We start from the raw sequence: 25,655 nt of genomic DNA, 5'->3' as shown, positions 1-25,655 counted from the left end.
GCGGGGCCCCAACGGCGGCGAACCTGCTACCGCTCAGGCCGCGCACCGACGGTAGAGACGGTGGTCACCGTGGTCACGGGAATCCCCTCACCCCCTCACCCCCTCACCCCCTCACCCCCTCACCCCCTCACCCACCACGGTGAACAGCAGCCGTGGGTGGCGGCGGCTCAAACACGCCCCGCTGGTCGCGCCACTCCCGGCAGGCCGCGAGGCGCGCCATCACCCATGGGTCATGTGCGAGAGCCGGCGGCAGCAGGGTCGCTTCGTCGATCACAGCACCGGCCAGCTGCCGGGCGGTCAGGGACTCGGTGTCCCTGAGGTCCGCCCCGCTGAGGTCCGCGCCGAACAGCCGCGTATCGGAGAGGTGCGCGCCCCGCAGATCGGCCCGTACGAGACCCGCGCCATCGAGGCGGGCCCAGGCGAGCTTTGCCTTGCGCAGGTCGGCGCCGTTGACGATCGCTTCGCTCAGATCGATGCCCCGCAGATCGGCACGGCTCAGATTCGCCCAGGTCAAGAACGCCCGGGAGAGCCGAGGTGGTTCATCGAACTCGAAGGTACGCAGGAGCAGCCCGGCCAGTTCGGTGGAGCGGAGATCTATCCGGCGGGCCTCCTCCCGGTCCGGTCGCCGGGCCAGTACCTCCACGGCCGCCCTGATGTCGGCGGGCGGTTCGGTCCCCCAAGCCGGAACAGGGCGTTGCGGCCCACGAGCGTCCGGGCCGACGGGTTCCGGGCGGGGAGCCGTCCGGGCGTTCTCGCGGACGAAGACCGACAGAACGCCGAGCACCGTGGCGTGGTCCTGGGGTGACTCGGCCATCACGTGCTCCAGTCCGTACACGCCTCCGAGCCGTTCTTCGAGCTTGTCGGAGGCCAACTGCCCGATGGCCACGCTGAACCGGTCGGTCACCTGCCCGCGCCGGGAGAGACGGTAGCCCCGGGCGGTGTATCCCAGCCCGAGCAGTACGGACGCTCCTCCCACGGCGGCCAGCACCGTCTGGCGGACCGCGTTCAGCGCGTCTGCCTGTTCCTTGCCGTGGAGACCCCGGACCGTATCGCCCGCGAGCAGGGACGAGACCGGCCCCAGCAGCAGAACGATGGCCCCGAGGACAGCAACCGCCCCTCCCACCAGCCCGACAGCGACCCCATGGCGACGGAACAGACCCGCCAGCCCCCGCCACGCTCGTCGCACTCGCCGCGCTCGCCTCACCTGCTGATGCCCCATAGGGCGCTATCTCACCGCACCGGGGCAGGGAACGCCTAGCTGTCCGGACATCTGCCCGGCTGCCGTGCGCCTGCCTGCCACGCGCCCGGGCGGCTGCCTGTCGCCTTCCGGAAGAACACCGAGAAGTTGGACGCGTCGGGGAAGCCGAGTGTGCCGGCGCAGTTGGCCGCGGTGAGGCGGTCGTGCGCGAGGAGTCGTTTGGCTTCCAGGACGAGCCGGTCGACGATGTACGCCTTCGCCGTGCGGCCGGTGGCCTGCTGCACCGCTCGGGAGAGGGTGCGGGGCGCGTAGCCCAGCGCCTGGGCGTAGTAGCCGGCGTCGTGATGTTCCCGGAAGTGCGCTTCGACGCAGGCCCGGAACTGCCGGAAGACCGGATTCGCCGCCCTGTACGCCGTCGGCCCACTCGCCGACCCATGCGCCGCCCCCGTCCCGCCGTGCGGTGGCCGCAGCCGGGCGATGAGCGCGGACAGCAGGATGTCGGGCAGCTCCTTCGCCGCCGGCGTCTCTCCGGGCGGGGCGGACGCTTCGAGGAGCAGATGGTTGCGCGCGGCGTCCACGAACGGCCAGTCCGCGTCGGGGATGCGCCACCGCGCGACCAGGTCGGGGGATGCGACGAGCTCCCGGGTGGCGCGGGTGACGGGCGCGGTCGGGACGAACAGCACCACGTGCCCCGTCACTTCGGCGATGTCATCCCAACGGTGCACCGCACCAGGAGCGACCCACACCGCGGACCGCTCCCCGAGCGGGTGTCGGCGGAAGTCCACGGTGACCGATCCGTGCCCGGCATCAACGAGGGCGAGGACGTGGAAGTCGGCTCGTTGGGTGCCGCCGTCGTTCAGCTCGCGAAGGCAGCCGAACGTCATCGTCTCCACGGCGGCGGCACCGGCGTCACCGGCAGCGGCACCGGCACCGGCACCGGCACCGCCGACGGGCTGGTACGTCATCTGCCGGATCCCGGCCGCAGTCCCGGTCCCGGCCACGCCCGCAGTCTCGGTCTCGGTCTCGGTCTCGGTCGCAGTCATGTGTCCAGTTTCCACGATCGGCCGACCAGCCGCGCCGATGCGCCGGGAGGGGCTGCGGAGATTCAATCGCCATGGATGATCCGCCGTGTACCACCGAACCGAGGAGTTGCGATGAGTACGGCCCAGCAGTCACCTCTGCCCACTTACGACCATCGGCCGGGAACCGGACCGACCCTGGTGTTCCTGCACTACTGGGGTGGTTCCGCCCGTACGTGGGACCTCGTCGTCGGCCGCCTCGCGGGGCGCGACGTACTCACCGCCGACTTCCGCGGGTGGAGCCGATCAAGCAATCTGCCCGGCCCCTACACACTCCACCGGCTCGCGGACGACACACTCGCCGTCATCGCCGACGCGGGCGTCACCGACTACGTCCTCGTCGGGCATTCCATGGGCGGCAAGGTCGCGCAGCTGATCGCGGCGGCCCGGCCCGCCGGACTGCGCGGGATCGTCCTCGTCGGGCCCGGTCCGGCGAAGCCCGCCGCGCAGATCACTCCCGCGTACCGGCAACGCCTGTCCCACGCGTACGACTCCGACGCATCCGTCGCCGCCGTACGGGACAACGTCCTCACCGCGACCGAGCTGCCCGTATCGGTCATGTCGCAGATCGTGGCGGATTCGCGTGCCGGTGCCGACGCCGCCCGCGCGGAGTGGCCGCTGCGCGGCATCGCGGAGGACATCACGGAACACACCCGCCTGATCGGCGTCCCCGCGCTCGTCATCGCCGGGGAGAACGACCGCGTCGAGCCCGCCGACGTGCTCCTCGACAACCTGGTTCCCTACCTCGCCGAAGCCGACTTCATGGTGATCCCGGGCACGGGCCACCTGATACCGCTGGAAGCACCGGCCGACCTGGCCGACGCGATCGCAGCCTTCGCACCAGTTGCCTGACCGCCCGCGCGCACCACGGCGGCCCGCTCCCCCGCTCGCTCTCCCTCTCCCTCTCCCTCTCCCTCTCCCTCTCCCCCGGAGGGGGTGCGTGCGTCCGAAGCGCCCCCGGAGCATGCTGAGTTCATGACCTTCAGCACCGCATTCACCGAACTGCTCCCCGTGCGGCACCCGGTCGTCTGCGCGCCCATGGGCGGGATCGTCGGCGGAGCCCTGGCCGCGGCTGTCTCGAACGCCGGTGGGCTCGGCATGGTCGGCGGAGGCCGGGGTGAACCCGACTGGCTGGAGCGGGAGTTGTCCCTCGTCGCGGAGTCGACGGACAAACCGTGGGGGGTCGGTTTCCTGACCTGGGCCATCGGCCCCCAGGCCATCGATCAGGCCAGCGTGGCCATGGCCTCGTCGAGGGTGACCCCCTCGTTCAGCAGGGCGGAGATCACTTCCGTGATCGGCATCTCGACGCCGTGCGCGTGGGCCAGGGCGAGGATCGCTCCGGCGGATTTGACGCCCTCGGTGGTCTGCCGGGTGGCGGTCGTCGCCTCCTCGACGCTCAGTCCCCTGCCGAGGTGGTTGCCGAAGGTGCGGTTGCGCGACAGCGGGGAGGTGCACGTGGCCACCAGGTCACCGAGGCCGGCCAGACCGGCGAGAGTGGCCGGGTGGGCGCCCATGGCCACAGCCAGCCGGGTGGTCTCCGCCAGCCCGCGCGTGATGAGAACAGCTGCGGCGTTGTCGCCCAGGCCCATGCCCGAGGCGATACCGACCGCGAGGGCGATGACGTTCTTCATCGCGCCGCCCAGCTCGCACCCGGTCACGTCGGTGCTGGTGTACGGCCGGAAGTACGGCGTGTGGCAAGCCTGCTGGAAGCGGCGGGCCGCGTCCTCGTCGAGGCAGGCGACAGTGGCGGCAGCGGGCCGGCCATCCATGATCTCGCGAGCCAGGTTCGGCCCGGACAGCACCGCGACCCGCTCCGCGCTCACGCCGGTCACCTCGGTGATGATCCGGCTTGCCCGTTCTCCACTGCCCAGTTCGATGCCCTTCATCAGCGACACGATCACGGTGTCGGGGCCGATGTACGGGGTCCACGCCGTGAGGTTGAGCCGCAGGGACTGCGCGGGGATGGACAGTACGAGGTAGTCCGCGCGGTCCAGGGCCGCCGCCGGGTCGGTCGTGGCCGTCAGGGCGGTGGGCAGCTCGATATCGGGAAAGTAACCGGGGTTGTGGTGGCTGGTGTTGATCGCGTCGGCGATCTCGGTGCGGCGGGCATGCACGATGACGCTGGTACCGGCGTCAGCCAGGATCTTGGCGACGGCGGTTCCCCAGGAACCGGCCGAGAACACCGCCGCACGGGCACTACGGCGGTGGCTCACTGCGGGGCCTCTCGTCGGGGTGGCGGCCGGGGCCGCTGCATCGTATCGCCGCACCGGCCCCGGCCATCTGCGGAACACCGGCAGGCGCACTGGTCGAGATCGGTGAGTTCGCGCAGACCGTTCAGTGACTCGACCACCGCCGGCGTCAGCGGGAAACCGACGTCCGTGGAAATGCCGACGGGAGAGCCAGCGCGAACAGGGCCACCGCCAGCAGCCAAGCGGGCATATTGCCGGACGGATAGAGCACGATCGCCCACCAGGCATGTGTTGAATGGCCGTTGGGCCCAATGGCGCGGCCGAGGATGATGTTGAGGACGAGAAACATCAGCCCTGCTCCCGCTGCCGTGGCTTCGTTGGCCATCCGGCGTACGAGGAGCGCGACGCCGAGAAGGACAGTGACATTGCGGGCGATGTCCATGCCCACCAGGAGTCCGGCCACGTGTGCAAGTGCCACAGTGAGGATGACGGCTCCTTGATCGAGCCGGCGAACCGGCAGGACCGCCGTGGTCTCCACTTCATGCAGTCGCCGTTCCAGGCAGTACATGACGGCGATGACGACAAGGACAGGTGTGAAGTAGGCGAGTTGAGCGCCTCCCGCCCCTCTGGTGAGGCTCGGGACGGGTACTGTGCTCGTCCCGATCGCTGAGCAGATGAGAATGAGCACGGCCAGCGCCGCGGGGACGGCCCACCAGCGGCGCACGGTGATCGCATAACGTTTCACGAGCGAACCTTGCCGCAGTGCTTCAGGCTCACGGACGCACGGGTGAACCAGGCGAGTTGGTCTCCAGCAGGAAGTCGCCGGACACTTCGGAGCGTCGCCCGGTCCTGGGGAGTCAGTGCCTCCCCTACGTCCTTCTCCTTGAGCCCGACCACCAGAGCTGCCCATGCGGCGGGAAGGGATCCCGGCTGTTCGCAGACTCCGACCCCCGCGTGGGCGGCTGTTCCGGTGACCGCCGATTCCGCAAAGTTCGCGTTGAAGTCGGCAGCGTCCGGGTGGGCGCCACGCGGAGGCAGAGACCAGTACAACGGCCAGATACCCGATCTGAGCGGGTCCTGCGCCGAGGCGATACGCAGTTCGTCCGGGGCGGCTATGCCGGCATCCTTCAGCCGCTCGACGGGAGCCAGGGCGTCTTGGCGCAACTGCTGTGCGTACGGCCCGTATTCCGGCGGTACACAGATCCTCGGAGCCTTTCCGGTGCAGTACGGAGCTGCGACACGAAGGTGCGTCGGAGTGCCGTAGCCCCAGTCGATCACGGCGGCACGACCGGCGATGAAGGTGACTGTTGCCACGGCCAAGGCCAGGACAACCGCCACGGCGCGTCGGCGTCTACGGGCCAGGAGCCAGAAGGCGAGGGCCAGGCCGGCGGCCACTCCCCATGGCACCAGATAGACAGCTGGGGAGATCAGGTCGGTGACACTCGACTGCCCGTCGATGAATCCACCCAGGTGACGTATCCAGGCGTTGGACGTCGCCTGTGGAACGGACAGCCACGCCCAGCAGCCGATACCGGCAGCGGGCGCCGCGACACTCCTGGGCAGAACGCAGCCAAGACACCAGCCGATGACCAGCCAGCCCAGGGAAATAACGACCAGGTGCGCCACAGCGAGCCAGCCGGTTCCGCTGGGCATCACGCCCACCGCATGGTGAGCCATCATCAACGCCGCTGCGACGAGTACCACCAGCAGCATCAGGACCGGGGACACAGCGCGCAGGAACCGCGGTAGTGCACTGCGTCGGCCGGTGAACCGCAACGCGCCGAGCCGCCGGTGCCGGCCCGCCTCCCACGCAGCAGCCGCAGCTATCGCCGGGGCGATGATGGCGACGGCGTATGCAGCCGTTTCACCGGACTGAACGCCATATCTCGAAGGTGCAGTAAACGTGACGTCGTCGATATACAGGTAGGTGTATATCAGGATGGGGAGGGCCAGCCAGGGTGCCGCCGAGGCGCGGAGATTCGCCCAGGTAATCATTCGGCCGCCTCCAGGAGCGACGCGTAGGCACTCTCCAGGCGTCGCCCGGCCGCACAATCCGGGGCCGCCTGACCGGCGAATTCCTCAACGGTACCCCGGAACCTCGGTTTCCCTGCCTCAAATACCACTACCTCATCGAAAGCCTCGTCGAGGTCGCCGATATCGTGGGTGGAGACGATTACGTGGACACTTCCGCGCAGCGAAATCAGCAAGTCGAGAAACCGGCGACGCTGGTGTGGATCGAGCCCAACGGTCGGCTCGTCGAGAAGCAAGAGCTCAGCATCATGAACGAGCGCCTGGGCAATAGCGATCCGTTGCCGCTGACCACCGGACAGGTTTTTTACCTTGGTGTTGATTTTTTCGGTGAGGCCGACTCGTTCTATCGCCTCTGGAGCCGCATTCCACGCCGCGCTTTCCCGCATACCCTTCAGCCATCCCACATAGGCGACCTGCTCCCTGCATGTCAGCCCGGGGAGAAACCCTGGATGCTGCGGCAACCAGGAAATCTTGCCTCGATAGGACCGCGACTGTTTGCGGCCGGCCGAGTCCAGCCTTCCGTACAGGACACTTCCCGATTGCGGCAGCGCAGCACCGGCACCGAGGGTGAGAAGGGTGCTCTTGCCCGCGCCGTTGGGACCGAGGAGGACGGTATGGCCGGGCGAGAACACGATGTCCAGCCGGTCAAGAACCGGACGTGAACTGCGACCGTAACGAAAGGTGCAGGACTGGTAGTGCAGTGGCATGGAGTACGTCTTTCAAGGGACCGCGGGTATGAACCGTACGCTTCCCGTGAAGGAATAGTGACCAAAAATTACACACGCGATCAGACCCACGTCAACAGACCGTTGAAATTCACCGAGTGCGGACTTCCCCCGCATTTGCCCTATTGCAGTCCGCTTTCGAGGAGGTCGCGCTGGAGAGCGACCACGGCGGCGTCGTCGTCCAGGCGGCCGCCGACGTGAGCGAGCAGGTCGGTCTGCAGGGTGTGGATCAGTGCCGTGGGGGTCTCGTCCGTCCAGACGGCGGCCCGTTCCGTCAGTGGGTAGAAGGCACCGCGGGCGTTACGGGCCTCGATGACCCCGTCGGTGTACAGCACAAGCAGATCTCCCGGCTCCATGGTGAAGGTGTCGACGTGGTAAACAGTGCGGGTCAGCCCGCCCAGGCCCAGTGGTGGGGCGGGATGGACGGCGGGCAGCAGGGTCGCTTGCCCTTCGTGCAGCAGCAGGGGTGGCGGGTGACCGCACGAGACCATTTCCACCCTGGGGGACCCGTCGGGGATGTCGATGACGGCCGCGGTGATGAAGCACTCCCCGGCCGTCTCCGCTTCGATGGGCTCGGTCAGGTTCCAGGACACGCTGTGCTCCAGGTAGGCCATCAGGCCGGGCAGCGTGGCCTGGCGGTGCGCGGCCTCCCGGAAAGCACCCAGCAGGAAGGCCGCGTCGCCGATCGCGGTCAGGCCCTTGCCCTTCACATCGCCGATGATCACCCGGGTGCTTGTCGGGGTGCGTACGGCCGCGTACAGGTCACCGCCGATCGAGGCGTGCTCCTGCGCCGCCATGTACATCGATGCCACCCGCAGCGGGCCGATCCGTCGTGGCAGCGGCCGCAGCACCACTCGCTGTGTCGCCTCCGACACCATCCGTACCTGTGCCAGCTCACGGGCGCGCCGCTCCCGCAGATAGCGGAAGAGAGTCACGAGCGCCGAGACCGCCAGCAGGGCGATGACCTGCTGCTCGAACTGCAGCGTGTCCAGCAGGTGGCTGTTCATGCCGATGACGAGCATGCCCACCACCGCAAGGGCGGCGATCATCCCGGTGACGAGGGTGGAGGCGAAGGACGCGGCGAGCGCGGGCGCCACGACCAGCAGCGAGGGGCCCATCGGCCGGCTGTTGGGCGTCAGTACGTCGGTGAGGACGATGGCCGCGATCAGGCCGAGTGGCAGCGCCACCATGGCGTTACCCGTCTGCCGAGGAGAAAGACGGTACGCGAACGGCTGCCGCAGGCCCATGACATCCGGTGTACACCCTCCGGGGCGGCCCCGCAGATCCGGACCGGCGGGTCCTGAAGGTACGGAAAGTACTGACGTGGCGCCGGTCCGGCGGCGTCAGTGGGACCTGCGCGGATGGGGCGGTGCCGGGATCGCGATGAGGTCCAACCCCCGATCGCTCCGGGAAGTGGGCGGCACACATAGGGTGTTGGGATGTCGCTGAGCCACATAGTTCTCTCGTCCGGTCGCTCGATCGAGCTCACCGAGCTGCGGATGTCCTCGACCTATGGCGGGATGCCGGAGGGCTACCCCTGCAAGCCCATCAACGACATGAAGATCAGCGGCCTCCTGCGGGAGGCCGACAGCGCCTCTCCCTCCGCGCCGGTCCACCTCGTCCCGCCCTTCCGTGAGTACCCGAACCAGGCCGGTCGCGCCCTCGGCCCTGTCGAGGTGCTGCCCTCCGTGGCCTGCATCGGTGTCTTCCACTCGGTGGCGGTCGCTGCCGGGCTCGATCCGGTGCTGCACCGTTCCGCCCTCACCGTCGTCTGGTTCCAGCCCGCCCCGGCCGTACCGTCGGGCGAGGACGCCGACCCCGCGCTCCGCATCATTCACTGGGACGAGCTGGCCCAGGACTACGAGGTCTAGCAGCGTCGGCGCGGTCCTCGACCGCAACGGTCTGCGGCCGCTCGTCAGCGAAGAGATCCGCTGCCGCGCCGGTGCGGGCGGGCCCGCTGCCGGCCCAGCCCTCGCTCACCTGCCCGTGAACAGCGTGCGGTGCAGCATCACGCGTGCGCGGCGGCTCCGGTGCCCGGACTCCGGGCTGTCGGCCGGTGGCATCGCGGCCTCGGCCATCCGGATCGCCGTCAGCACGTCATCGGCCACCACTCCCGGGTGGACGGTGCCGCTCGCCCGGCCGTGTTCCAGTACCGCCGCAAAGGCGTCCGTGGTGCGGGATGCGAGACCGGTGAACCAGGCGATGTCCGCGCCCGCCAGTACGTGGACGAGGCCGCGGTCGTGTTCCAGCATGTCCAGGACGAAGTCGAACAGCTCCATGGCGCCCCGCGGGTGGTCCCGCAGGGCAGCGGCACGCTCCTCGATCCGGGTGACGTTGTCCTCGAAGACGGTCGCCGCGAGCTCCTCGCGTGAGGCGAAATGGCGGTACAGCGTCGTACGGCTGACCGCCGCGGCGCCCGCCACGTCCTCCAGCGGCACGTCGGGACCGCGCTCGGCGAACATCCGGCGGGCAGCCGCGAGCAGCTGCTCGCGATTGCGCGCGGCATCGCGGCGCAGGGTCCTCCCGGCATCCGTTGGCATGCGGGAAGGATATCCGCGCCCCCCTCAGGACAGGTCACACGGAGCCGCGGGACCACCTTCGCGGACCCGCGGGACCACCTTCGCGGACCCGCGGGGCGGCCTTGGCGGAGCCGCGGGGCGGCCTTGGCCCGGAACCGTACACCGATGTACGGTTCTGCAATCGCGGCCGAACCGATCACGGCGGGGCCTTGCCTGCCGGAGGGCGCGGGCGCGTCCGAATCCAGAAGGAGACACCGTATGGCTGCCCCCCGCGCCTCCGCCGGCCTCACCCCTGACGGCCTGTCGGACCCCGGCGTCGATCTCGAAGCACTGCGTGAGAAGTACCGGGCCGAGCGCGAGCGGCGGATCCGCCCGGACGGCAGCGCCCAGTACCGCGGCGCCCGGGGCGAGTTCGGGTACTACGCCCAAGACCCGTACACGGAACCGGACTTCACCCGCGAGCCGCTGCGGGACGAGGTCGAGGCAGTCGTCGTCGGCGGCGGTTTCGGCGGCCTCCTCGCCGCCGCGCGGCTGCGGCAGGCGGGCGTGGAGTCCATCCGCGTGATCGAGGACGGCGGGGACTTCGGAGGCACCTGGTACTGGAACCGGTACCCGGGCATCCACTGCGACATCGAGTCGTACGTCTACATGCCGCTCCTGGAGGAGGTCGGCTACGTGCCGAAGTGGAAGTACGCGCCCGGGGAGGAGATACGGCAGCACGCGCAGGCGATCGGGCGGCACTTCGGGCTCTACGACGACGCCTGCTTCCAGACCCGGGCGACCGGACTGCGCTGGGACGAGGACGCGGCGCAGTGGCTCGTCAGCACCGACCGCGGCGACCACATGCGTGCGCGCCATGTGGTGGTCGCCACCGGAACGCTCAGCCAGGCGAAGCTCCCGGCCATCCCGGGCATCGAGACGTTCACCGGGCACACGTTCCACACCAGCCGCTGGGACTACGCGTACACCGGCGGCGACGCGGACGGGAATCTGCACAAGCTCGCCGGCAAGCGCGTCGCCCTCATCGGCACCGGCGCCACCGCCGTCCAGGTCGTGCCGCACCTCGGCTCCGACGCCGGACACCTCTACGTGTTCCAGCGCACCCCGTCCACCGTCGATGTGCGGAACAACCGCCCCACCGAACCGGATTGGGCCGGTTCGCTCGAACCGGGCTGGCAGCGCCGCCGCATGGAGAACTTCCTCAAGGTCGTCAGCAGTGTCCCGGTGGACGAGGACCTGGTGGACGACGCCTGGACCAGCAGCGCGCGGCTCCAGGAGAAGATGATCCCGACGGACGCCTACGCACAGGTACCGCCCGGCGTGCGGGAGCGTGTCTACGAGATCGTCGACGGCCGGAAGATGAACGAGCTGCGCGCCCGTGTGGACGAGCTCGTACCGGACCCGGAGACGGCCGGGAAGCTCAAGCCCTGGTACCGCTACATGTGCAAGCGGCCCACGTTCAGCGACCACTACCTGCAGACCTTCAACCGGGACAACGTCACCCTCGTCGACACGGCGGACAGCCACGGGGTGGAGCGGTTCACCGGGACCGGCGTCGTGGTCGGCGGGCAGGAGTACGAGGTCGACTGCGTCATTTTCGCGACCGGGTTCGAGGTCGGTGTCTCGGGGATCCTGTCCGGCAGGCTCCCCGTGCACGGGCGGGGAGGCGCCTCCCTCTCCGAGGTGTGGCGGGAGGGCCCGATGACGCTCCACGGCTTCTACAGCCACGGCTTCCCCAACCTCTTCCAGCTCGGCCCGCTCCAGAACGCCTCCGCCGTCAATTTCGTCCACGTACTCGACGAACAGGCCATCCACGTCGCCGAGGTCGTCGCCGAGGCCCGAAGGCGCCGGGCGCGGTACGTCGAGCCGACCCGCGAGGCCCAGGACGACTGGGTGAGCACGCTCAGGAAGAACGCACCCGACCTGAACAAGTTCCAGGCCGAGTGCACCCCCGGCTACTACAACAACGAGGGCATGCCCCGCGCGCGCAACGACAGGTACGCCGACGGGCCGGTCACCTTCCACGCGCTGCTCAGGAACTGGCGCGCCGGCGGCGGCCTAGACGACGTACTCGTCCAGGGCAGGTGAGAGGGGGCTCCACGAACGATGGCCGCGGAAGCCGATGACCTGCCACTCGGGCCCGGGCCAACGCGATAGCCTCGGGCGGCACGGTCACCGGAATCCGGCTCGACGCCGACCCGGACGCCCACGGCCCCCAGGCGCTCTCGGCGTACATGGGCAACGTCGGCCACCCCGCTGCCGCCGAGACGCAGGCCGCCGCGATCATGTTTCTCGCCTCCGACGCGGCGAGCAACATCAACGGCGTTCTCCTGCCGGTGGACGGCGGCTGGGCCGCTGTCTGAGCCGCTGTCCGAGCCGGAGACACGATGCCGGTCCCGCCCCGTCACCCTCAGCCCAGCGCCCGCTCCACCAGTGCGCCCCACTGGGCCACCACGCGTTCGCGGCGCTCCCCGTCGTCCGTGAGCAGGTTCGCCAGGCCGAGGCCCCGGGCCATGTCCAGCAGGCCCTGGACCGTTTCGCGTACGCCGGGCTCCGACTCGTCCGCCCGCAGCAGCTGTACGGCGATCCGGTGCGACTCGCGGCCCACCCGGGCCTCCAGTTCCGTGACCCGGACGTGCAGGTGGGGCTCGTTCGACGCGGCCACCCACAGGTGCAGGGCGGCCCGGAACAGCGGGCCCGTGTAGAGGCCGACCAGGGCCGCCACCACGGTGCGGCGGTCCTGCGGGGGCAGCGTGCGCAGGGCCGTGGAGCGTTCTTCGGCCACGTACTCGACCGCCGCCGTGAACAGGTCCTCGCGGGTCGGGAAGTGGTGCTGCGCCGCGCCCCGGGAGACGCCCGCGCGCTCCGCGACCGCGGAGACGGTGGAGCCCGCCCAGCCGCGTTCGGCCAGGCAGGACACCGCCGCCTCCAGCAGGCGCCGACGGGTCGCGCGGCTGCGGTCCTGCTTGGGACCGTCGCGGGTCGTGCCGGCGTTCCCCGGGCCCTTGTCACCGTCCCGGGCCGTGCCGACGCCTCCCGGACCCGTACCGCCGTCCCGGTTCGTCACAACACCCATGCCGGATCCCGTCGTTCGAGGAAGGCCCGTACGCCCTCGTGCGCCTGGGCGGACGCGAAGAGGGCCGCCGAGTGGGCGATGAGGTCTTCCGTTCTGCGGTCGAAGTTCTCCAGCACCGTAGCGGTGACCAGCGACTTCGATGCGGCCAGGCCCTGCGGGGAGGCCCGGCGCAGTCCGTCGACGACCGGGGCGAGCGCCGCGTCCACATCGTCGGCGGCAGCGGTGATCAGTCCCGTACGGGCCGCTTCCGCCGCGTCGAACCGTTCGCCCGTGAGGTAGTAGCGGGCCGCCGCACGCGCGTCCATGCGCGGCAGCAGCGGCATCGAGATGACGGCGGGGGCCAGGCCGAGCCTGGACTCCGTGAAGGCGAAGGAGGCCCCCGGCCCCGCCATCGCGATGTCACAGGCGCCGAGCAGCCCGAGCCCGCCCGCTCTGACGTGCCCGGTGACCCGGGCGACGACCGGCAGGGGGTGCGCGACGATCGCCCGCATCAGCCGGACGAACGCCGCCGGGTCCGGCGGCCCCTTGAGGTCCGCGCCCGCGCAGAAGGTGTTGCCGGTGTGGGTGAGGACCACCGCGCGTACGGAGTCACCGGCCTCCCCGGCAGCCGCCAGTGCCTGCGTCAGCTCCGCCACCAGCCGCGCGGAGAGCGCGTTGCGGCTCTGCGGCGCGTCCAGGGTGAGGGTGGTGATCCCCCGGTCGTGGGCCGTCCTGACCACGCTGGTGGGCACGGTGGGCGTCGTGGGTGTGGATGTCATACGGGTCCCTCCCCTGTACGGCCCGCCCTGTCCGCCCTGCCCGCCCCGCGCTCCCGTTCGCGCAGTTCACGCCGGAGGATCTTCCCCGAAGTGGCGCGCGGGACCGCCCCGATGAACTCGGCCCGCCGGATCTTCTTGTACGGGGCGACGCGCTCCGCCACGTACGCCATCAGCTCGTCCTCCGTGAGGCGCGCCCCTGGCTGCCGGACCGCGAACGCCTTCGGGACCTCGTTCCCGTCCTCGTCGTACACTCCGATGACCGCCGCGTCGGCGACCTCGGGGTGGGTGAGGAGCAGCGCCTCCAGCTCCGCGGGGGCCACCTGGAAGCCCTTGTACTTGATGAGTTCCTTCACCCGGTCGACGATGAAGAGCCAGCCGTCCTCGTCCACCCGGCCGACGTCCCCGGTGTGCACCCAGCCGTCCCGGTCGATCATCGCGGCGGTGGCCTCGGGCCGGCCGAGGTAGCCCTTCATGACCTGCGGGCCGCGGACGGCGACCTCGCCCTCCTCGCCCACGCCCAGGTCCCGGGCGGGCTCGTCCAGCGACAGGATGCGCATCTCCGTGCCGGGGAACAGCTTCCCGACCGCTCCCGGCGGCGGGTTCTCCGCGTCGAGCGGGACGACATGCGTGCCGGGTGACAGCTCCGTCATGCCGTACGCCTGGCGCACCGGCGGCAGCCCAAGCCGGGCCGAGCACGCGGCGGCGAGACCGGCGTCGAGCGGTGCGGCCGCGCTGACGATGTACTCCAGCGACGACAGGTCGTAGCGGTCGACGGACGGGTGCTTGGCCAGCGCCAGGACGATCGGCGGGGCCACGTAGAGCCCGTTGATGCGGTGCCTCTCGATGGCGTCCAGGAACTGGCCCAGTTCGAACCGGGGCAGCACCACGACCGTCGCGCCGTACCGCAGCGGTGCGTTGAGCAGCGCGGTGAGTCCGTAGATGTGGAAGAACGGCAGTACGGCCAGGATCCGCTCGCCGGGGCCCATGCGGGCGAACGGGTGCAGCTGCGCCAGGTTGGTGGCGAGCGACCTGTGGGTGAGCATGACGCCCTTGGGGGTGCCGGTGGTGCCCGATGAGTACGGCAGTACGGCGACGTCGGCCGCCGGGTCGATCGGCACGGCGAGGTCGGGTACCGGGTCCCCCGGCGCGGCCAGGTCGAGGACCGAGCGGTGTCCTTCGGCGTGGTCGCAGACGAATATCTCCGCGACCCCGCCGGCCAGTTCGGCCGCCCTGCGGGCCACGTCGAGCAGCCGGGAGACGGTGATGATCCAGCGTGCGGCGGAGTCCCCGATCTGCTTGGCGAACTCCTCGGGGGTGGCCAGCGGGTGCACGGTGGTGACCGTGGCGCCCGCCCGGCTCGCGCCGTGGAAGACGGCGGGGTAGGCGATGCTGTTGGGGCTGTGCAGGGCGACCACATCGCCCTTGCCCACCCCGGCGGCGGCCAGTCCCGCGGCCACCGTCCGGTGGAAGGTGTCGAGTTGGCGGTAGCTGACCGTGGTGCCGTCCACCGCGTCGATCAGCGCGGGGGCCTCTCCGTACTCCCGCGCCCGGCCCAGGACCGCTTCGTGGATGGGCTGGTCGAGGACCGGGACGTCTGCGTACTCACTGCGGAACAACACCGGAATCGCGCTCCTGTCAGTAGGACTTGGGGAGACCCAGGGACTGGTGGGACACGAAGTTGAGGATCATCTCCCTGCTGACCGGCGCGATCCGGGCCACCCGGGACGCGGTGATGAGCGCCGCCAGGCCGTACTCGCGGGTGAGGCCGTTGCCGCCGAGTGTGTGTACGGACTGGTCGACGGCCTTCACACAGGCTTCGCCCGCCGCGTACTTGGCCATGTTGGCCGCCTCGCCCGCGCCCAGGTCGTCGCCCGCGTCGTAGAGCGCGGCGGCCTTCTGCATCATCAGCCGGGCGAGTTCCAGCTCGATGTGGGACTGGGCGAGTGGGTGCGCGATGGCCTGGTGGGAGCCGATGGGCTCCTTCCAGACCTGCCGGGTCTTCGCGTAGTCGACGGCCTTCGCCAGGGCGTAGCGGCCCATGCCGATCGCGAAGGCGGCGGTCATGATCCGCTCGGGGTTGAGCCCGGCGAAGAGCTGGAGCAGCCCGGCGTCCTCGCTGCCGACCAGGGCGTCGGCGGGCAGCCGTACGTCGTCGAGCACCAGCTCGAACTGCTTCTCCGGGGCCTGGATCTCCATGTCGATCGGGGTGCGGTGGAAGCCGGGCGCGTCCCTGGGCACGAGGAAGAGGCAGGGCTTGAGACGTCCGGTGCGGGCGTCCTCGGTGCGGCCGACGATCAGGGTCGCGTCGGCCAGGTCGACCCCCGATATGAAGACCTTCCGGCCGGTGAGCAGCCAGTCTCCCCCGCTGTCCCGGCGGGCGGTGGTGGTGATGCGGTGGGAGTTGGATCCGGCGTCCGGCTCGGTGATGCCGAAGGCGAGGGTGAGCGAACCGTCCGCGAGGCCGGGCAGCCAGCGCTGTTTCTGCTCGTCCGTGCCGAAACGGGCGATGACCGTGCCGCAGATGGCGGGCGAGACGACCATCATCAGGAGCGGGCATCCGGCGGCGCCCAACTCCTCCAGGACGATGGAGAGTTCGGCGATGCCGCCACCTCCGCCGCCGTACTCCTCGGGGAGGCTGACCCCGAGGTAGCCGAGCTTCGCCGCTGCGGCCCAGAGCGCCTGCCGGTCGTAGTCGCGGTGGCTCGTGCCCGCGTGGCGCTTGCCGAGGGCGGCCACGGCGGCGCGCAGGGCCGCGCGCTCCTCGGTCTCGACGGCGGTGCCGCCGGTGGCGGTGTTCCCCTGGGCCGTGTTCTCAGTTCCCACGCTGGTGCTCATGACTCCAGAACCTCCTGTGTGTCCGGCTGCGTGCCCGGCTGTGCGCCCGGCTGTTCGGTCCGTACGACGGCGAGCAGTGCGCCGACCTCGACCTGGTGGCCCGGGGCGGCGTGGAGTGCGGTGAGGGTACCGGCTGCCGGGGCGGTGATGCGGTGCTCCATCTTCATGGCCTCCAGCCAGATCAGCGGCTGCCCCGCGGTGACCGTGTCCCCGGCCGCGAGCCCGTCAGCGACCCGGACGACCGTGCCGGGCATCGGTGCGAGCAGCGAGCCGGGCGCCGTGCGGGCGGCCGGGTCGGGGAAGCGGGGCAGCCGGGTGAGGGTGTGCGGGCCGACATGGGCCCGGTCGCCGTGCACCTCGACGTCGAAGTGGCGCAGCACCCCGTCCGCTTCGAGCGAGACCCGCCGGGGTGTGGCGGCGTGCAGCCGCACCCCGGGGAAGCCCTCGGCGCGCAGCCCGTCCCGGGTGAGGCGGTAGCGGATCTCGTACACCTCGCCGTCGGGCTCCGAGCGGTAGCTCTTGGACTGGGGCTGGGACGGTACGTTCCGCCAGCCGCCGATCCTGGCCCCCGCCGCGTCCGCGAGGGCGGCGGCGAGTGCGGCGAGCGGTTCGGGGGCCGGGGTGGTGAGTCCGGGCAGCTGCCGGTCGTAGAAGCCGGTGTCGAGGCGCGCGGCGGCGAAGTCCGGGTGGCGCAGGGACCGTACGAGCAGGTCGCGGTTGGTGACCGGGCCGTGGATACGGGCGTGTTCGAGGGCGTACGCGAGGGTGCGCAGCGCTTCGGTACGGGTGGGGGCGTGGGCGATGACCTTGGCGAGCATCGGGTCGTAGTGGATGCCGATGGTGTCGCCGCCGGTGTAGCCGGTGTCCAGCCGGACGGTGGGCGTTCCGGTGAGGGTCCCGGCGGGCGTTCCGGTGACGGTCCCGGTGGGTGCTCCCGTGCGTGTTCCGGTGGGTGTTCCGGTGGGTGCGCCGCCGTTCGAGGCGCCGGTGCCCGGCACGTCCAGCCGGTGCAGGGCGCCCGTCTGCGGGGCCCAGCCGGCGGCCGGGTCCTCCGCGTACAGGCGGGCCTCCACGGCGTGACCGTGCGGCTGCGGGGGGCCGCCGGGCGGGAGCGGTTCACCCTCCGCTGTCCGGAGCTGGAGCGCGACCAGATCGAGGCCGAACACGGCCTCGGTGACGGGGTGTTCGACCTGGAGCCGGGTGTTCATCTCCAGGAAGTACGCCCGGTCGCCGCTCTCCGAGACGAGGAACTCGACGGTGCCCGCGCCCCGGTACTCCACCGCGCGGGCCGCCGCCGTGGCGGCCTCGCCCAGAGTGGCGCGCAGGGCGTCGGGGAGGCCGGGGGCCGGGGCCTCCTCGATGACCTTCTGGTGGCGGCGCTGGAGGGAGCAGTCGCGGGTGCCGAGCGTCCAGACCGTGCCGTGCGCGTCCGCCATGATCTGCACCTCGACATGGCGCCCGCGCTCCACATACGGCTCGGCGAACACCTCGCCGTCCCCGAAGGCGGACCGCGCCTCGGCGACGGCTGCCGTCACCTCCGCGTCCAGCGCGTCGAGTTCGCGTACGACACGCATCCCGCGGCCGCCGCCGCCCGCCGCCGCCTTGAGCAGCAGCGGCAGATCGGCGGCGGTGGCGGCGGCCGGTTCGACGGGGGCCAGCAGCGGGACACCGGCCGCGGCCATGAGTTTCTTGGCCCGGGTCTTGGACGCCATCGCCTCGATGGCGTCGGCGGGCGGGCCGACCCAGGTGAGCCCGGCGCCGGTGACCGCGCGGGCGAATCCGGCGTTCTCGGAGAGGAAGCCGTAGCCGGGGTGGACGGCGTCCGCGCCCGCAGCGAGCGCGGCGGCGACGACGAGATCACCCCGGAGATAGGTGTCGGCGGGGGCCGCCCCCGGCAGCCGTACGGCGGTGTCCGCCTCCCGTACGTGCAGCGCGTCCGCGTCCGCGTCCGAGAAGACGGCCACGGTCGCGATGCCCAGGGCGCGGCAGGTACGGAAGATACGGCAGGCGATCTCACCGCGGTTGGCGACAAGGAGGGAGCTGATCATCTTCGTTCTTGTCCTCATGTCCGTCCTCACATCCGGAAGATGCCGAAGCCGCCGCGGGCGCCCTCGACCGGTGCGTTGTGGAGGGCGGACAGACACAGGCCGAGCACGGTCCTGGTGTCGCGCGGGTCGATGACCCCGTCGTCGTACAGCCGCCCGGACAGGAACATCGGCAGGGACTCCGACTCGATCTGCTGCTCCACCACGGCGCGCAGTGCGGCGTCCGCCTCCTCGTCGTACGGCTGCCCCTTGGCCCGGGCGGAGGCGCGGGCGACGATCGACAGCACCCCGGCCAGCTGCTGCGGCCCCATCACGGCCGACTTGGCGCTGGGCCAGGCGAAGAGGAACCGGGGGTCGTAGGCGCGCCCGCACATGCCGTAGTGGCCCGCGCCGTAGGAGGCGCCCAGCAGGACGGAGAGATGCGGGACCTTCGAATTGGAGACGGCGTTGATCATCATCGCGCCGTGTTTGATGATGCCGCCCTGCTCGTACTCCTTGCCGACCATGTAGCCGGTGGTGTTGTGCAGGAAGAGCAGCGGGATGTCGCGCTGGTTGGCCAGCTGGATGAACTGGGCGGCCTTCTGGGACTCCGCGGAGAAGAGGACGCCCTGGGCGTTGGCGAGGATGCCGACGGGGTAGCCGTGCAGCTCGGCCCAGCCGGTGACCAGGCTCGGCCCGTAGAGCGGTTTGAACGCGTCGAAGTCCGAGCCGTCGGTGATGCGCGCGATGACCTCGTGCGGGTCGAACGGGGTCTTCAGATCGCCGGGCACGATCCCGAGCAGCTCCTCCTCGTCGTACCGGGGCGGCTCGACGGGTCCCGGCGGATCCGGCTGCGCCTTGCGCCAGTTGAGGCGGGCGACGACACGGCGGGCCTGCCGCAGCGCGTCGGGTTCGTCCAGGGCGAGGTAGTCGGCCAGCCCCGAGACGCGGGCGTGCATCTCGGCGCCGCCGAGCGACTCGTCGTCGGACTCCTCACCGGTCGCCATCTTCACCAGCGGCGGACCGCCCAGGAAGACCTTCGACCGCTCCTTGATCATGATCACGTGGTCGGACATGCCGGGTACGTAGGCGCCGCCCGCAGTCGAATTGCCGAAGACCACGGCGACGGTGGGTATCCCGGCGGCGGAGAGCCGGGTGAGGTCGCGGAAGAGCGCACCGCCGGGGATGAAGATCTCCTTCTGGGAGGGGAGATCGGCGCCGCCGGACTCGACGAGGCTGATGCAGGGGAGGCGGTTGGCGTACGCGATCTCGTTGGCCCGGAACGCCTTCTTCAGCGTCCACGGATTGCTGGCACCGCCGCGCACCGTGGGGTCGTTGGCGGTGATCAGGCACTCGACGCCCTCGACGGTGCCGATGCCGGTGATCATGGAGGCGCCGAGCGGGTGGTCGGTGCCCCAGGCGGCCAGCGGGGACAGTTCAAGGAAGGGCGTGTCGGGGTCGAGCAACAGCTCGATGCGCTCACGGGCGAGGAGCTTGCCGCGCTTGCGGTGCCGCTCGACGTACTTCTCACCGCCGCCCGCGAGCGCTCTGCCGTGCTCGGCCTCCAGCTCGGCGAGCTTGGCGAGCATGGCCTCGCGGTGCGCGGCGTATTCGGCGGACGCGGGGTCGACACGGGTACGGAGGGTGGTCATCGGGGCTCCTGGGACGGGAGGTCCGGCGGTGTGCGGGACGGCTCGGGATGCGGGCGCGGACGGGAGGCATCCGGGGTGGGGGTGGTTCGGGCTTCGGCTTCGGCGGGGGCGGTTCCGCATCCGGCTCCGGCTCCGGCTCCGGCTCCGGCGGATGCGGCCCCTGCTGCGTCAGCGGCCGGTGCGGCAGCGACAGGCGCCGCGCCGGCTCGTGCGTACTCCTCGACCTCCGGCGGTACGTCGACCAGTCGGCTCCGCAGCCACTCCCCCACCCCCTTGCCCTGCGCGTCGAACCGTTCCTGCGCCGCGACGCCCTCCCCCAGCAGGCCCTCCACCACGAAGTTCAACGCCCGCAGATTCGGCAGCACATGGCGCACCACCGCCAGGCCCCGCGTCTCGGGCAGCAGCTCCCGGAACCGCTCGACGGTGAGCGTGTGCGCCAGCCACCGCCACGCCGTGTCCGTGCGCACCCACACCCCCACGTTCACGTCGCCGCCCTTGTCGCCACTGCGGGCCCCGGCGACCCTCCCGAGCGGGACACGCCGTACGGCGCCGCCCCCGGGAAGACCGCCGGGCAGCGGCTCCGGCAGCACGGGCCCGGCAGCGGGCGCCGATGCTGACGCGGACGTACAGACAGGGCGGCCCGGCACCAACACCCTTCCCCCGTCCGGGAGTACGGCCACCTCCTCCACCGCGTCCCGGTCCACGTACACCGCGTCGAAGACCCCGTACGGCGCGCCCTTCCCCGGCGGCGCCGTCACGTGGAATCCCGGGTAGCTGCCGAGCGCCAGCTCGATCGCGGCGCCGCTCACCACCCGCCCGACCGCCTCCCGTTCGCTGTCGCGCACCACGAGGCGGAGCAGGGCGCTCGCGCACTCCTCGCTGTCGGCGTCGGGCCGGTCCGTACGCACCAGCTCCCACCGCACGTCCGCCGGGCGCCGCCGCCCGGGGCCGCCCTCCGCCGCCGCCCCGAAGGCGTCCTCCACCTGGGCGCGGACCAGCGCCGCCTTGGCCTCGATGTCGAGCCCGGTGAGCACGAACACGACCTCGTTGCGCCAGCCGCCGATCCGGGTCACCCCGGCCTTGAGCGTGCGGGGCGGCGGCTCACCCCGTACGCCGGAGATCCGCACCCGGTCCGGCCCGTCCTGGGTCAGCCGTACGGTGTCGAGCCGGGCCGTGACGTCGGGCCCCGCGTACCGGGCGCCGCCCGTCTCGTACAGCAACTGGGCGGTCACCGTCCCGATGTCGACCACACCGCCCGTACCGTCGTGCTTGGTGATGACGGCGGATCCGTCGGCTGCGATCTCCGCGACGGGGAAGCCCGGGTGGCGAATGTCGTGCCCGGTGAAGAAGGAGTAGTTGCCGCCGGTCGCCTGGGTCCCGCACTCCAGCACATGCCCGGCGGCCACCGCGCCCGCGAGCGGGTCGAGGTCGCCGGGCCCCCAGCCGAAGTGCCAGGCGGCGGGCCCGGTGACCAGCGCGGCGTCCGTCACCCGGCCGGTCACCACCACGTCCGCGCCGCCGTTCAGACACGCGGCGATTCCGGCGCCGCCCAGATAGGCGTTGGCGGTGAGCGCGCCGTACGGCAGCGGCAGGGCGTCGCCCTCGACATGGCCGACCCGTACGGGGACACCAACCCGCTCGCTCAACTCCCGTACGGCGTCCGCCAGTCCGGCCGGGTTGAGGCCGCCCGCATTGGTGACGATCCGCACCCGGCGGTCGTGCGCCTCACCGATGCACTCCTCCAGCTGGCGCAGAAAGGTCCTGGCGTAGCCGGCGCGCGGGTCCTTGAGGCGGTCGCGGCCGAGGATGAGCATGGTCAGCTCGGCGAGGTAGTCCCCGGTCAGCACATCGAGCCGGCCGCCGGTGAGCATCTCCCGCAGCGCGCCGAACCGGTCGCCGTAGAAGCCGGAGGCGTTCCCGATCCGCAGCGGCCTCACGCGGACCCCTTCGCGGGGCGCCCGGCGCCGGGCGGTCCGGCGAACGCCTGCGCGATCCCGACCCACCGGTCGGCGTCGGCGCCCGTCGCGCACAGGGCCAGGTCGTCGCGGTGGGCGCGCTGGGTGACCAGCAGGCAGAAGTCGAGCGCGGGCCCGGTCACGCGCTGGACGGCGTCGGCGGGACCGTACTCCCAGAGCTCCCCGCCCGGCGCGGTCAGTTCGACCCGGAACTCCTCGCCGGGCACGTCGAGTCCCCGAGCCCCGAAGGCGAAGTCCCGGGCCCGCACACCGATCCGCGCCACATGCCGCAGCCGCGCGGTCGGCCGGCGCCGCACACCCAGCGCGTCCGCGACGTCCTGGCCGTGCGCCCAGGTCTCCATCAGCCGCCCGGTCGCCATGGACGCGGTACTCATCGGCGGCCCGTACCAGGGGAAGCGCGCGCCGGACGGCGCGGCCCGCAGCGCCTCCTGGAGCCGTTCGCGGCCGTCGCGCCACCGGGCGAGCAGCACGGCGGGGTCGAGCGCCGCGCCTTCCTCCGCGCCCTCGTCCACAAAGGTCGCGGGGGCGGCGAGCGCCTTCTCGACCTCCGCACCGAAGCTGTCCGGTGCGGTCACCGCGAGGTGCGCGGCCCGGTCGGTCCAGGCGAGATGGGCGATCTGATGGGCGACGGTCCAGCGGGGCGCGGGGGTGGCGACGGCCCACTCGTCTCTGCCCAACTCCGCTACGAGAAGGTCCAGTTCGGCACTCTCGCCGACCAGATCATCCAGCACGGCACCTGCATCGGACACGGAACGCTCCCTCCGGGGGCACGGCTTCGTGTCCGGGAGCATGGCAGCGGCCCGAAAAACAAGCAAGCGTGCTTGCATTATTTTTTACGAAGCACCGCCGAGGGCCGGACGTCCAGGAACGGACGCAGCAGCGCGAGCAGGGCCTGCGGCCGGTGCAGAGGAATGATGTGGCCGCAGTCCTCGATGACGTGTCCGGTGAGATCGTCGGTGACCGGGCGGAGTTGGCGTTCCAGCGCGGGGCCGACGGGGCGGGCGCCCAGCGCCATCGTCGGCACCGTCAGACGGGCGGTGGCGGTCGCCCGCTCGATCTGCAGGGCACTCTCGGGCAGGGCCCGGTAGTACGAGAACGCGCGGCCCAGCGCATCGCTGCCCGTGTACGCGCGGACAAACGCGTCCCGGACGGCAGGAGGCACCCCGTCGCCGAGTGTCCCGGTGTCCAGGAACCAGTCGATGTAGTCGGCCTCGTGGCCTTCCAGCACGGTCTCGGCGAGTCCGGGCGCGGCGGTGTGGAAGCCGAACCACCAGGGCGGGCCGCCGGCGAGGAAGTCCTCGGCGCCGGGCAGCCGGCCCAGCAGCGACTCCATGACGACCAGGCGCCGGACGAGACCGGGGCGGCGCAGGGCGAGGAGGAAGGCCGGCGGTGTGCCCGCGTCGATGCCCACCACCGCGGCCGAGGACACACCGAGCGCGGTGAGCAGCGCGGCGGCGTCCTCGGCCAGGGTGCCCGCGTCGTGCCCCGAGGCGGTCCCGCCACTGGCGCCGAACCCCCGCAGGTCGGGCGCGATGACGCGGTAGCGGTCGGACAGATCGGCCATGATCTCGGTCCACAGCTCCCAGGTGTGCGGAAAGCCGTGGAGGAGCAGGACGGCCGGGCCTGATCCGGCGAGGGCGACGTTCAGTTCGACGCCATTGACAGGGATGCGCCGCAGTTCGGGCATGAGGGAGTCCCATGAGTGGTGAGGAAGGGGTGGTGAGGAGAGGGGTGGCGGGGAGGAGAGGTGGCGAGGAGGAGAGGCGGGGGTGGTGAGGAATGGTGACAGGGTCACGGTAGGGAACTACCCTGGTCCGCCCAAGACGGCACTTTCTCCTCAGGTGGTGAGCTCCGGGTGACCACACCCAGGTCCGATGAGCCCGGCCGGCGGCCCCACGAGCGTGGCGATCTGCTGGATCCGGACTGCCCGACCCGCCAGTTGCTCGACCGTATCGGCACCAAGTGGACATCGATGGTGGTCAAGGTGCTGGCCGAGAACGACCCCGAGGAGGTCCGGTTCGCGGAGCTGCGACGTCGCATTCCGGGGATCTCCCAGAAGATGCTGTCCGTCACGTTGCAGGGCCTGGCCCGGGACGGCCTGGTCGCGCGCCGCGTGGAACCCACCGTGCCGCCCGCCGTCCACTATCGGCTGACCGGGCTCGGCCTGTCCCTCGAAGGGCCGCTCTCCGCTCTGAGGGCCTGGGCCGAGACGCACATGCCGGAGATCGACCGCAGCAACCGCAGGAACGTCAGGGCCTGCGCGGAGCGGGAGCCGGGTTCGGCGGTGCAGTAGACGCACGGTCGATGCCGAGTTCGCGCGCCAGCGCCTCGTCCGTCCACTCCAGCATCGTGGCGCGGGCGAGCGAACCGGTGTACCCGGTGTACGAGGTCATCTGCACCGCGAGCCCGTCGAGCAGCGCGGTCAGCCGCCAGGCCGCCGCCGCCGGATCCGGGCAGCGGAACTCGCCCGCAGCGACGCCCTCCGCGATGACCTCGGTCAGCGCGGCCTTCCACTGCCGGTCGAGGCCCCGGGTCACCTCCCGCAGAGCCGGGTCCCGCAGCGCCGCCGACCAGCCCTCGATCCACAGCCGCCAGCCCTTGGCCTGCCCCGTCGGCGCGTACCAGCGCACCGCCGCACGCAGCCGGTGAACCGCCGTGGTGCGGCGCCCGAGCAGCTTCCGCAGCTGGGCGAGGTCGCCCTCGGCGGCGTACTGGAACGCGGCCGCCACCAGCTTCTCCTTGGTCGAGAAGTGGTACAGCACCAGCGCGTTGCTCACCCCGAGCGCCGTGGCCACATCGGCGATCCGCACGGCGGGCACCCCGCGCGCCTCGATCTGCTCGACGGCGGCCCGCAGCATCTCCGCGCGCCGCTCCTCCACGCTCAACCGGACTCTTGCCATGCCGTCACCCTAGGGCGCCGGACCCCCTGACCTCCCGGCCGCCGTCCGCCGTGCGCCGTACGGCGATGACGTTGTCGGTGACGGTCGCGGTCCGGCCCTCGGGGCCGGTGGCCGTCCGCCGGGGCGCGTGGCACCGCTCGGTGTGCCAGCCGGCGTCGAGCCGCAGGGACGCCAGCACTTCATCGGGGGCGGGGAACCGTACGTCCTCACCGGCCTGCCAGGACCAGGGCGCCACCGACGCGTGCTCCACCACGAGCAGCAGACCGCCCGGCGCCACCGCCCGGGCGGCCCGGCGCAGCACCTCGTCGCGGGGGATCTCGACCGGGGTGTGGAAGTAACTGGCGCCGACCAGGTCGAAGGTGCCGTCGGGGAACGTCCTGGCCAGGTCGTGTCTGACCGGGTGGACCCGGTCGGCCGCACCGGCGGCCGCGGCACCCGCGGCGACCCGGTCCAGGGCCGTGGCGGAGATGTCGGCCGCGGTGACGTCCCAGCCGCGTGCGGCGAGCCAGAGCGCGTCGCCGCCGTGCCCGCAGCCCAGGTCGAGCGCCCTCCCCGGACGCGGCGCCAGTACGGGGACGAGTTCGGCCAGGACCGCGTTGGGCCTGGTGCCCCACTGCGAGGGGAGCGTCGCGTAGTGGCTCTCCCAGAAGGACGCGGAGTCGGTGGCGCTGTTCATGGGCACGCCTCTCTGAT

22 protein-coding genes and 3 pseudogenes are annotated in these 25,655 nt (G+C 71.5%); 6 read left to right on the top strand and 19 right to left on the bottom strand.

The genetic code is table 11. The annotated features are described in order from the left end of the window. Window positions 1-127: 127 nt before the first annotated feature. Together OG510_RS21895 and OG510_RS21890 are read right to left on the bottom strand one after the other, a co-directional pair. Window positions 128-1,123, bottom strand: a complete 996-nt coding sequence (locus OG510_RS21895) for a pentapeptide repeat-containing protein (protein WP_406138938.1) — start codon at window positions 1,121-1,123, stop codon at window positions 128-130. Between the two features lie 131 nt (window positions 1,124-1,254). After that, the gene (locus OG510_RS21890; protein ID WP_406138937.1) at window positions 1,255-2,241 is read right to left on the bottom strand and encodes a helix-turn-helix domain-containing protein; all 987 of its coding nucleotides are present in this window, start codon (window positions 2,239-2,241) and stop codon (window positions 1,255-1,257) included. A gap of 111 nt (window positions 2,242-2,352) precedes the next feature. On the opposite strand from OG510_RS21890, the gene OG510_RS21885 reads away from it, so the two are divergent. Together OG510_RS21885 and OG510_RS21880 are read left to right on the top strand one after the other, a co-directional pair. Beyond that, window positions 2,353-3,129, top strand: a complete 777-nt coding sequence (locus OG510_RS21885; RefSeq protein WP_406138936.1) for an alpha/beta fold hydrolase — start codon at window positions 2,353-2,355, stop codon at window positions 3,127-3,129. Window positions 3,130-3,252: 123 nt separating this feature from the next. Beyond that, window positions 3,253-3,459 (top strand): annotated as a pseudogene (locus tag OG510_RS21880) (nitronate monooxygenase); the annotation flags it as partial. A 41-nt stretch (window positions 3,460-3,500) separates the two neighbouring features. Here the strand turns inward: OG510_RS21880 and OG510_RS21875 are convergent. The 5 genes from OG510_RS21875 to OG510_RS21855 all read right to left on the bottom strand — a co-directional run bounded on the left by OG510_RS21875 (window position 3,501) and on the right by OG510_RS21855 (window position 8,469). Continuing rightward, window positions 3,501-4,490 carry an NAD(P)H-dependent glycerol-3-phosphate dehydrogenase gene (locus tag OG510_RS21875; RefSeq protein WP_406138935.1) on the bottom strand — a complete coding sequence of 330 codons (990 nt, stop codon included), beginning with the start codon at window positions 4,488-4,490 and terminating at the stop codon, window positions 3,501-3,503. 145 nt (window positions 4,491-4,635) lie between these two features. Next, window positions 4,636-5,211 (bottom strand): hypothetical protein, encoded by a 576-nt coding sequence (locus OG510_RS21870; RefSeq protein WP_406138934.1) that lies wholly within the window; start codon window positions 5,209-5,211, stop codon window positions 4,636-4,638. Beyond that, on the bottom strand, window positions 5,208-6,461 hold the full coding sequence (locus OG510_RS21865) for a hypothetical protein (RefSeq protein WP_406138932.1): 1,254 nt from the start codon (window positions 6,459-6,461) through the stop codon (window positions 5,208-5,210). Before OG510_RS21865 ends, OG510_RS21870 begins: the two co-directional genes overlap by 4 nt. Beyond that, entirely contained in the window at window positions 6,458-7,204 is a 747-nt protein-coding gene (locus tag OG510_RS21860; RefSeq protein WP_406138931.1) for an ABC transporter ATP-binding protein, read from the bottom strand. Before OG510_RS21860 ends, OG510_RS21865 begins: the two co-directional genes overlap by 4 nt. Before the next feature lie 140 nt (window positions 7,205-7,344). Next, window positions 7,345-8,469, bottom strand: coding sequence for a PP2C family protein-serine/threonine phosphatase (locus tag OG510_RS21855; RefSeq protein ID WP_406138929.1), 1,125 nt, complete (start codon window positions 8,467-8,469; stop codon window positions 7,345-7,347). A gap of 192 nt (window positions 8,470-8,661) precedes the next feature. On the opposite strand from OG510_RS21855, the gene OG510_RS21850 reads away from it, so the two are divergent. Then, complete coding sequence (locus tag OG510_RS21850) at window positions 8,662-9,093, top strand: hypothetical protein (protein ID WP_406138927.1); 432 nt, start codon at window positions 8,662-8,664, stop codon at window positions 9,091-9,093. Window positions 9,094-9,198: 105 nt separating this feature from the next. Here OG510_RS21850 and OG510_RS21845 read toward each other — a convergent pair whose 3' ends face one another. After that, window positions 9,199-9,762, bottom strand: a complete 564-nt coding sequence (locus OG510_RS21845; RefSeq protein WP_406138925.1) for a TetR/AcrR family transcriptional regulator — start codon at window positions 9,760-9,762, stop codon at window positions 9,199-9,201. Between the two features lie 237 nt (window positions 9,763-9,999). Between OG510_RS21845 and OG510_RS21840 the strand changes: the two genes are divergently transcribed. Beyond that, window positions 10,000-11,829, top strand: a complete 1,830-nt coding sequence (locus OG510_RS21840) for a flavin-containing monooxygenase (protein ID WP_406138924.1) — start codon at window positions 10,000-10,002, stop codon at window positions 11,827-11,829. 53 nt (window positions 11,830-11,882) lie between these two features. Beyond that, window positions 11,883-12,104, top strand: a pseudogene (locus tag OG510_RS21835) (SDR family oxidoreductase); the annotation flags it as partial. A gap of 47 nt (window positions 12,105-12,151) precedes the next feature. Here the strand turns inward: OG510_RS21835 and OG510_RS21830 are convergent. The 9 genes and pseudogenes from OG510_RS21830 to OG510_RS21790 all read right to left on the bottom strand — a co-directional run bounded on the left by OG510_RS21830 (window position 12,152) and on the right by OG510_RS21790 (window position 23,749). After that, a complete protein-coding gene (locus OG510_RS21830) occupies window positions 12,152-12,817 on the bottom strand; it encodes a TetR/AcrR family transcriptional regulator (RefSeq protein ID WP_406138923.1) in 666 nt (221 codons plus the stop codon). Next, window positions 12,805-13,575 carry an enoyl-CoA hydratase family protein gene (locus tag OG510_RS21825; RefSeq protein WP_406138921.1) on the bottom strand — a complete coding sequence of 257 codons (771 nt, stop codon included), beginning with the start codon at window positions 13,573-13,575 and terminating at the stop codon, window positions 12,805-12,807. Before OG510_RS21825 ends, OG510_RS21830 begins: the two co-directional genes overlap by 13 nt. Then, a complete protein-coding gene (locus OG510_RS21820; RefSeq protein ID WP_406138920.1) occupies window positions 13,572-15,194 on the bottom strand; it encodes a 4-coumarate--CoA ligase family protein in 1,623 nt (540 codons plus the stop codon). Before OG510_RS21820 ends, OG510_RS21825 begins: the two co-directional genes overlap by 4 nt. Window positions 15,195-15,210: 16 nt before the next feature. Next, the gene (locus OG510_RS21815) at window positions 15,211-16,410 is read right to left on the bottom strand and encodes an acyl-CoA dehydrogenase family protein (RefSeq protein ID WP_406138918.1); all 1,200 of its coding nucleotides are present in this window, start codon (window positions 16,408-16,410) and stop codon (window positions 15,211-15,213) included. Continuing rightward, window positions 16,407-18,458: an acetyl/propionyl/methylcrotonyl-CoA carboxylase subunit alpha gene (locus tag OG510_RS21810; protein WP_406142477.1), complete on the bottom strand. Its 2,052-nt coding sequence runs from the start codon at window positions 18,456-18,458 to the stop codon at window positions 16,407-16,409. Before OG510_RS21810 ends, OG510_RS21815 begins: the two co-directional genes overlap by 4 nt. Window positions 18,459-18,484: 26 nt before the next feature. Continuing rightward, window positions 18,485-20,086 carry an acyl-CoA carboxylase subunit beta gene (locus tag OG510_RS21805; protein WP_406138916.1) on the bottom strand — a complete coding sequence of 534 codons (1,602 nt, stop codon included), beginning with the start codon at window positions 20,084-20,086 and terminating at the stop codon, window positions 18,485-18,487. Between the two features lie 230 nt (window positions 20,087-20,316). Next, window positions 20,317-21,957 (bottom strand): annotated as a pseudogene (locus OG510_RS21800) (acyclic terpene utilization AtuA family protein); the annotation flags it as partial. Window positions 21,958-22,019: 62 nt separating this feature from the next. After that, complete coding sequence (locus OG510_RS21795; RefSeq protein ID WP_406138914.1) at window positions 22,020-22,853, bottom strand: TIGR03084 family metal-binding protein; 834 nt, start codon at window positions 22,851-22,853, stop codon at window positions 22,020-22,022. A gap of 35 nt (window positions 22,854-22,888) precedes the next feature. Further along, window positions 22,889-23,749 (bottom strand): alpha/beta fold hydrolase, encoded by an 861-nt coding sequence (locus OG510_RS21790; RefSeq protein ID WP_406138913.1) that lies wholly within the window; start codon window positions 23,747-23,749, stop codon window positions 22,889-22,891. Between the two features lie 168 nt (window positions 23,750-23,917). Between OG510_RS21790 and OG510_RS21785 the strand changes: the two genes are divergently transcribed. Beyond that, window positions 23,918-24,355 (top strand): winged helix-turn-helix transcriptional regulator, encoded by a 438-nt coding sequence (locus OG510_RS21785; protein ID WP_406138912.1) that lies wholly within the window; start codon window positions 23,918-23,920, stop codon window positions 24,353-24,355. On the opposite strand, the gene OG510_RS21780 is transcribed toward OG510_RS21785, so the two are convergent. Beyond that, the gene (locus OG510_RS21780; protein WP_406138911.1) at window positions 24,312-24,962 is read right to left on the bottom strand and encodes a TetR/AcrR family transcriptional regulator; all 651 of its coding nucleotides are present in this window, start codon (window positions 24,960-24,962) and stop codon (window positions 24,312-24,314) included. The two genes, OG510_RS21785 and OG510_RS21780, sit on opposite strands and share 44 nt — an antisense overlap. Before the next feature lie 4 nt (window positions 24,963-24,966). After that, window positions 24,967-25,638, bottom strand: a complete 672-nt coding sequence (locus OG510_RS21775) for an SAM-dependent methyltransferase (RefSeq protein WP_406138910.1) — start codon at window positions 25,636-25,638, stop codon at window positions 24,967-24,969. Window positions 25,639-25,655: the final 17 nt, after the last annotated feature.

This window comes from Streptomyces sp. NBC_01089, assembly GCF_045162975.1.
In the GTDB taxonomy this organism is placed as follows: Bacteria; Actinomycetota; Actinomycetes; order Streptomycetales; family Streptomycetaceae; genus Streptomyces.
This window is presented reverse-complemented; position numbering and strand designations above follow the sequence as displayed.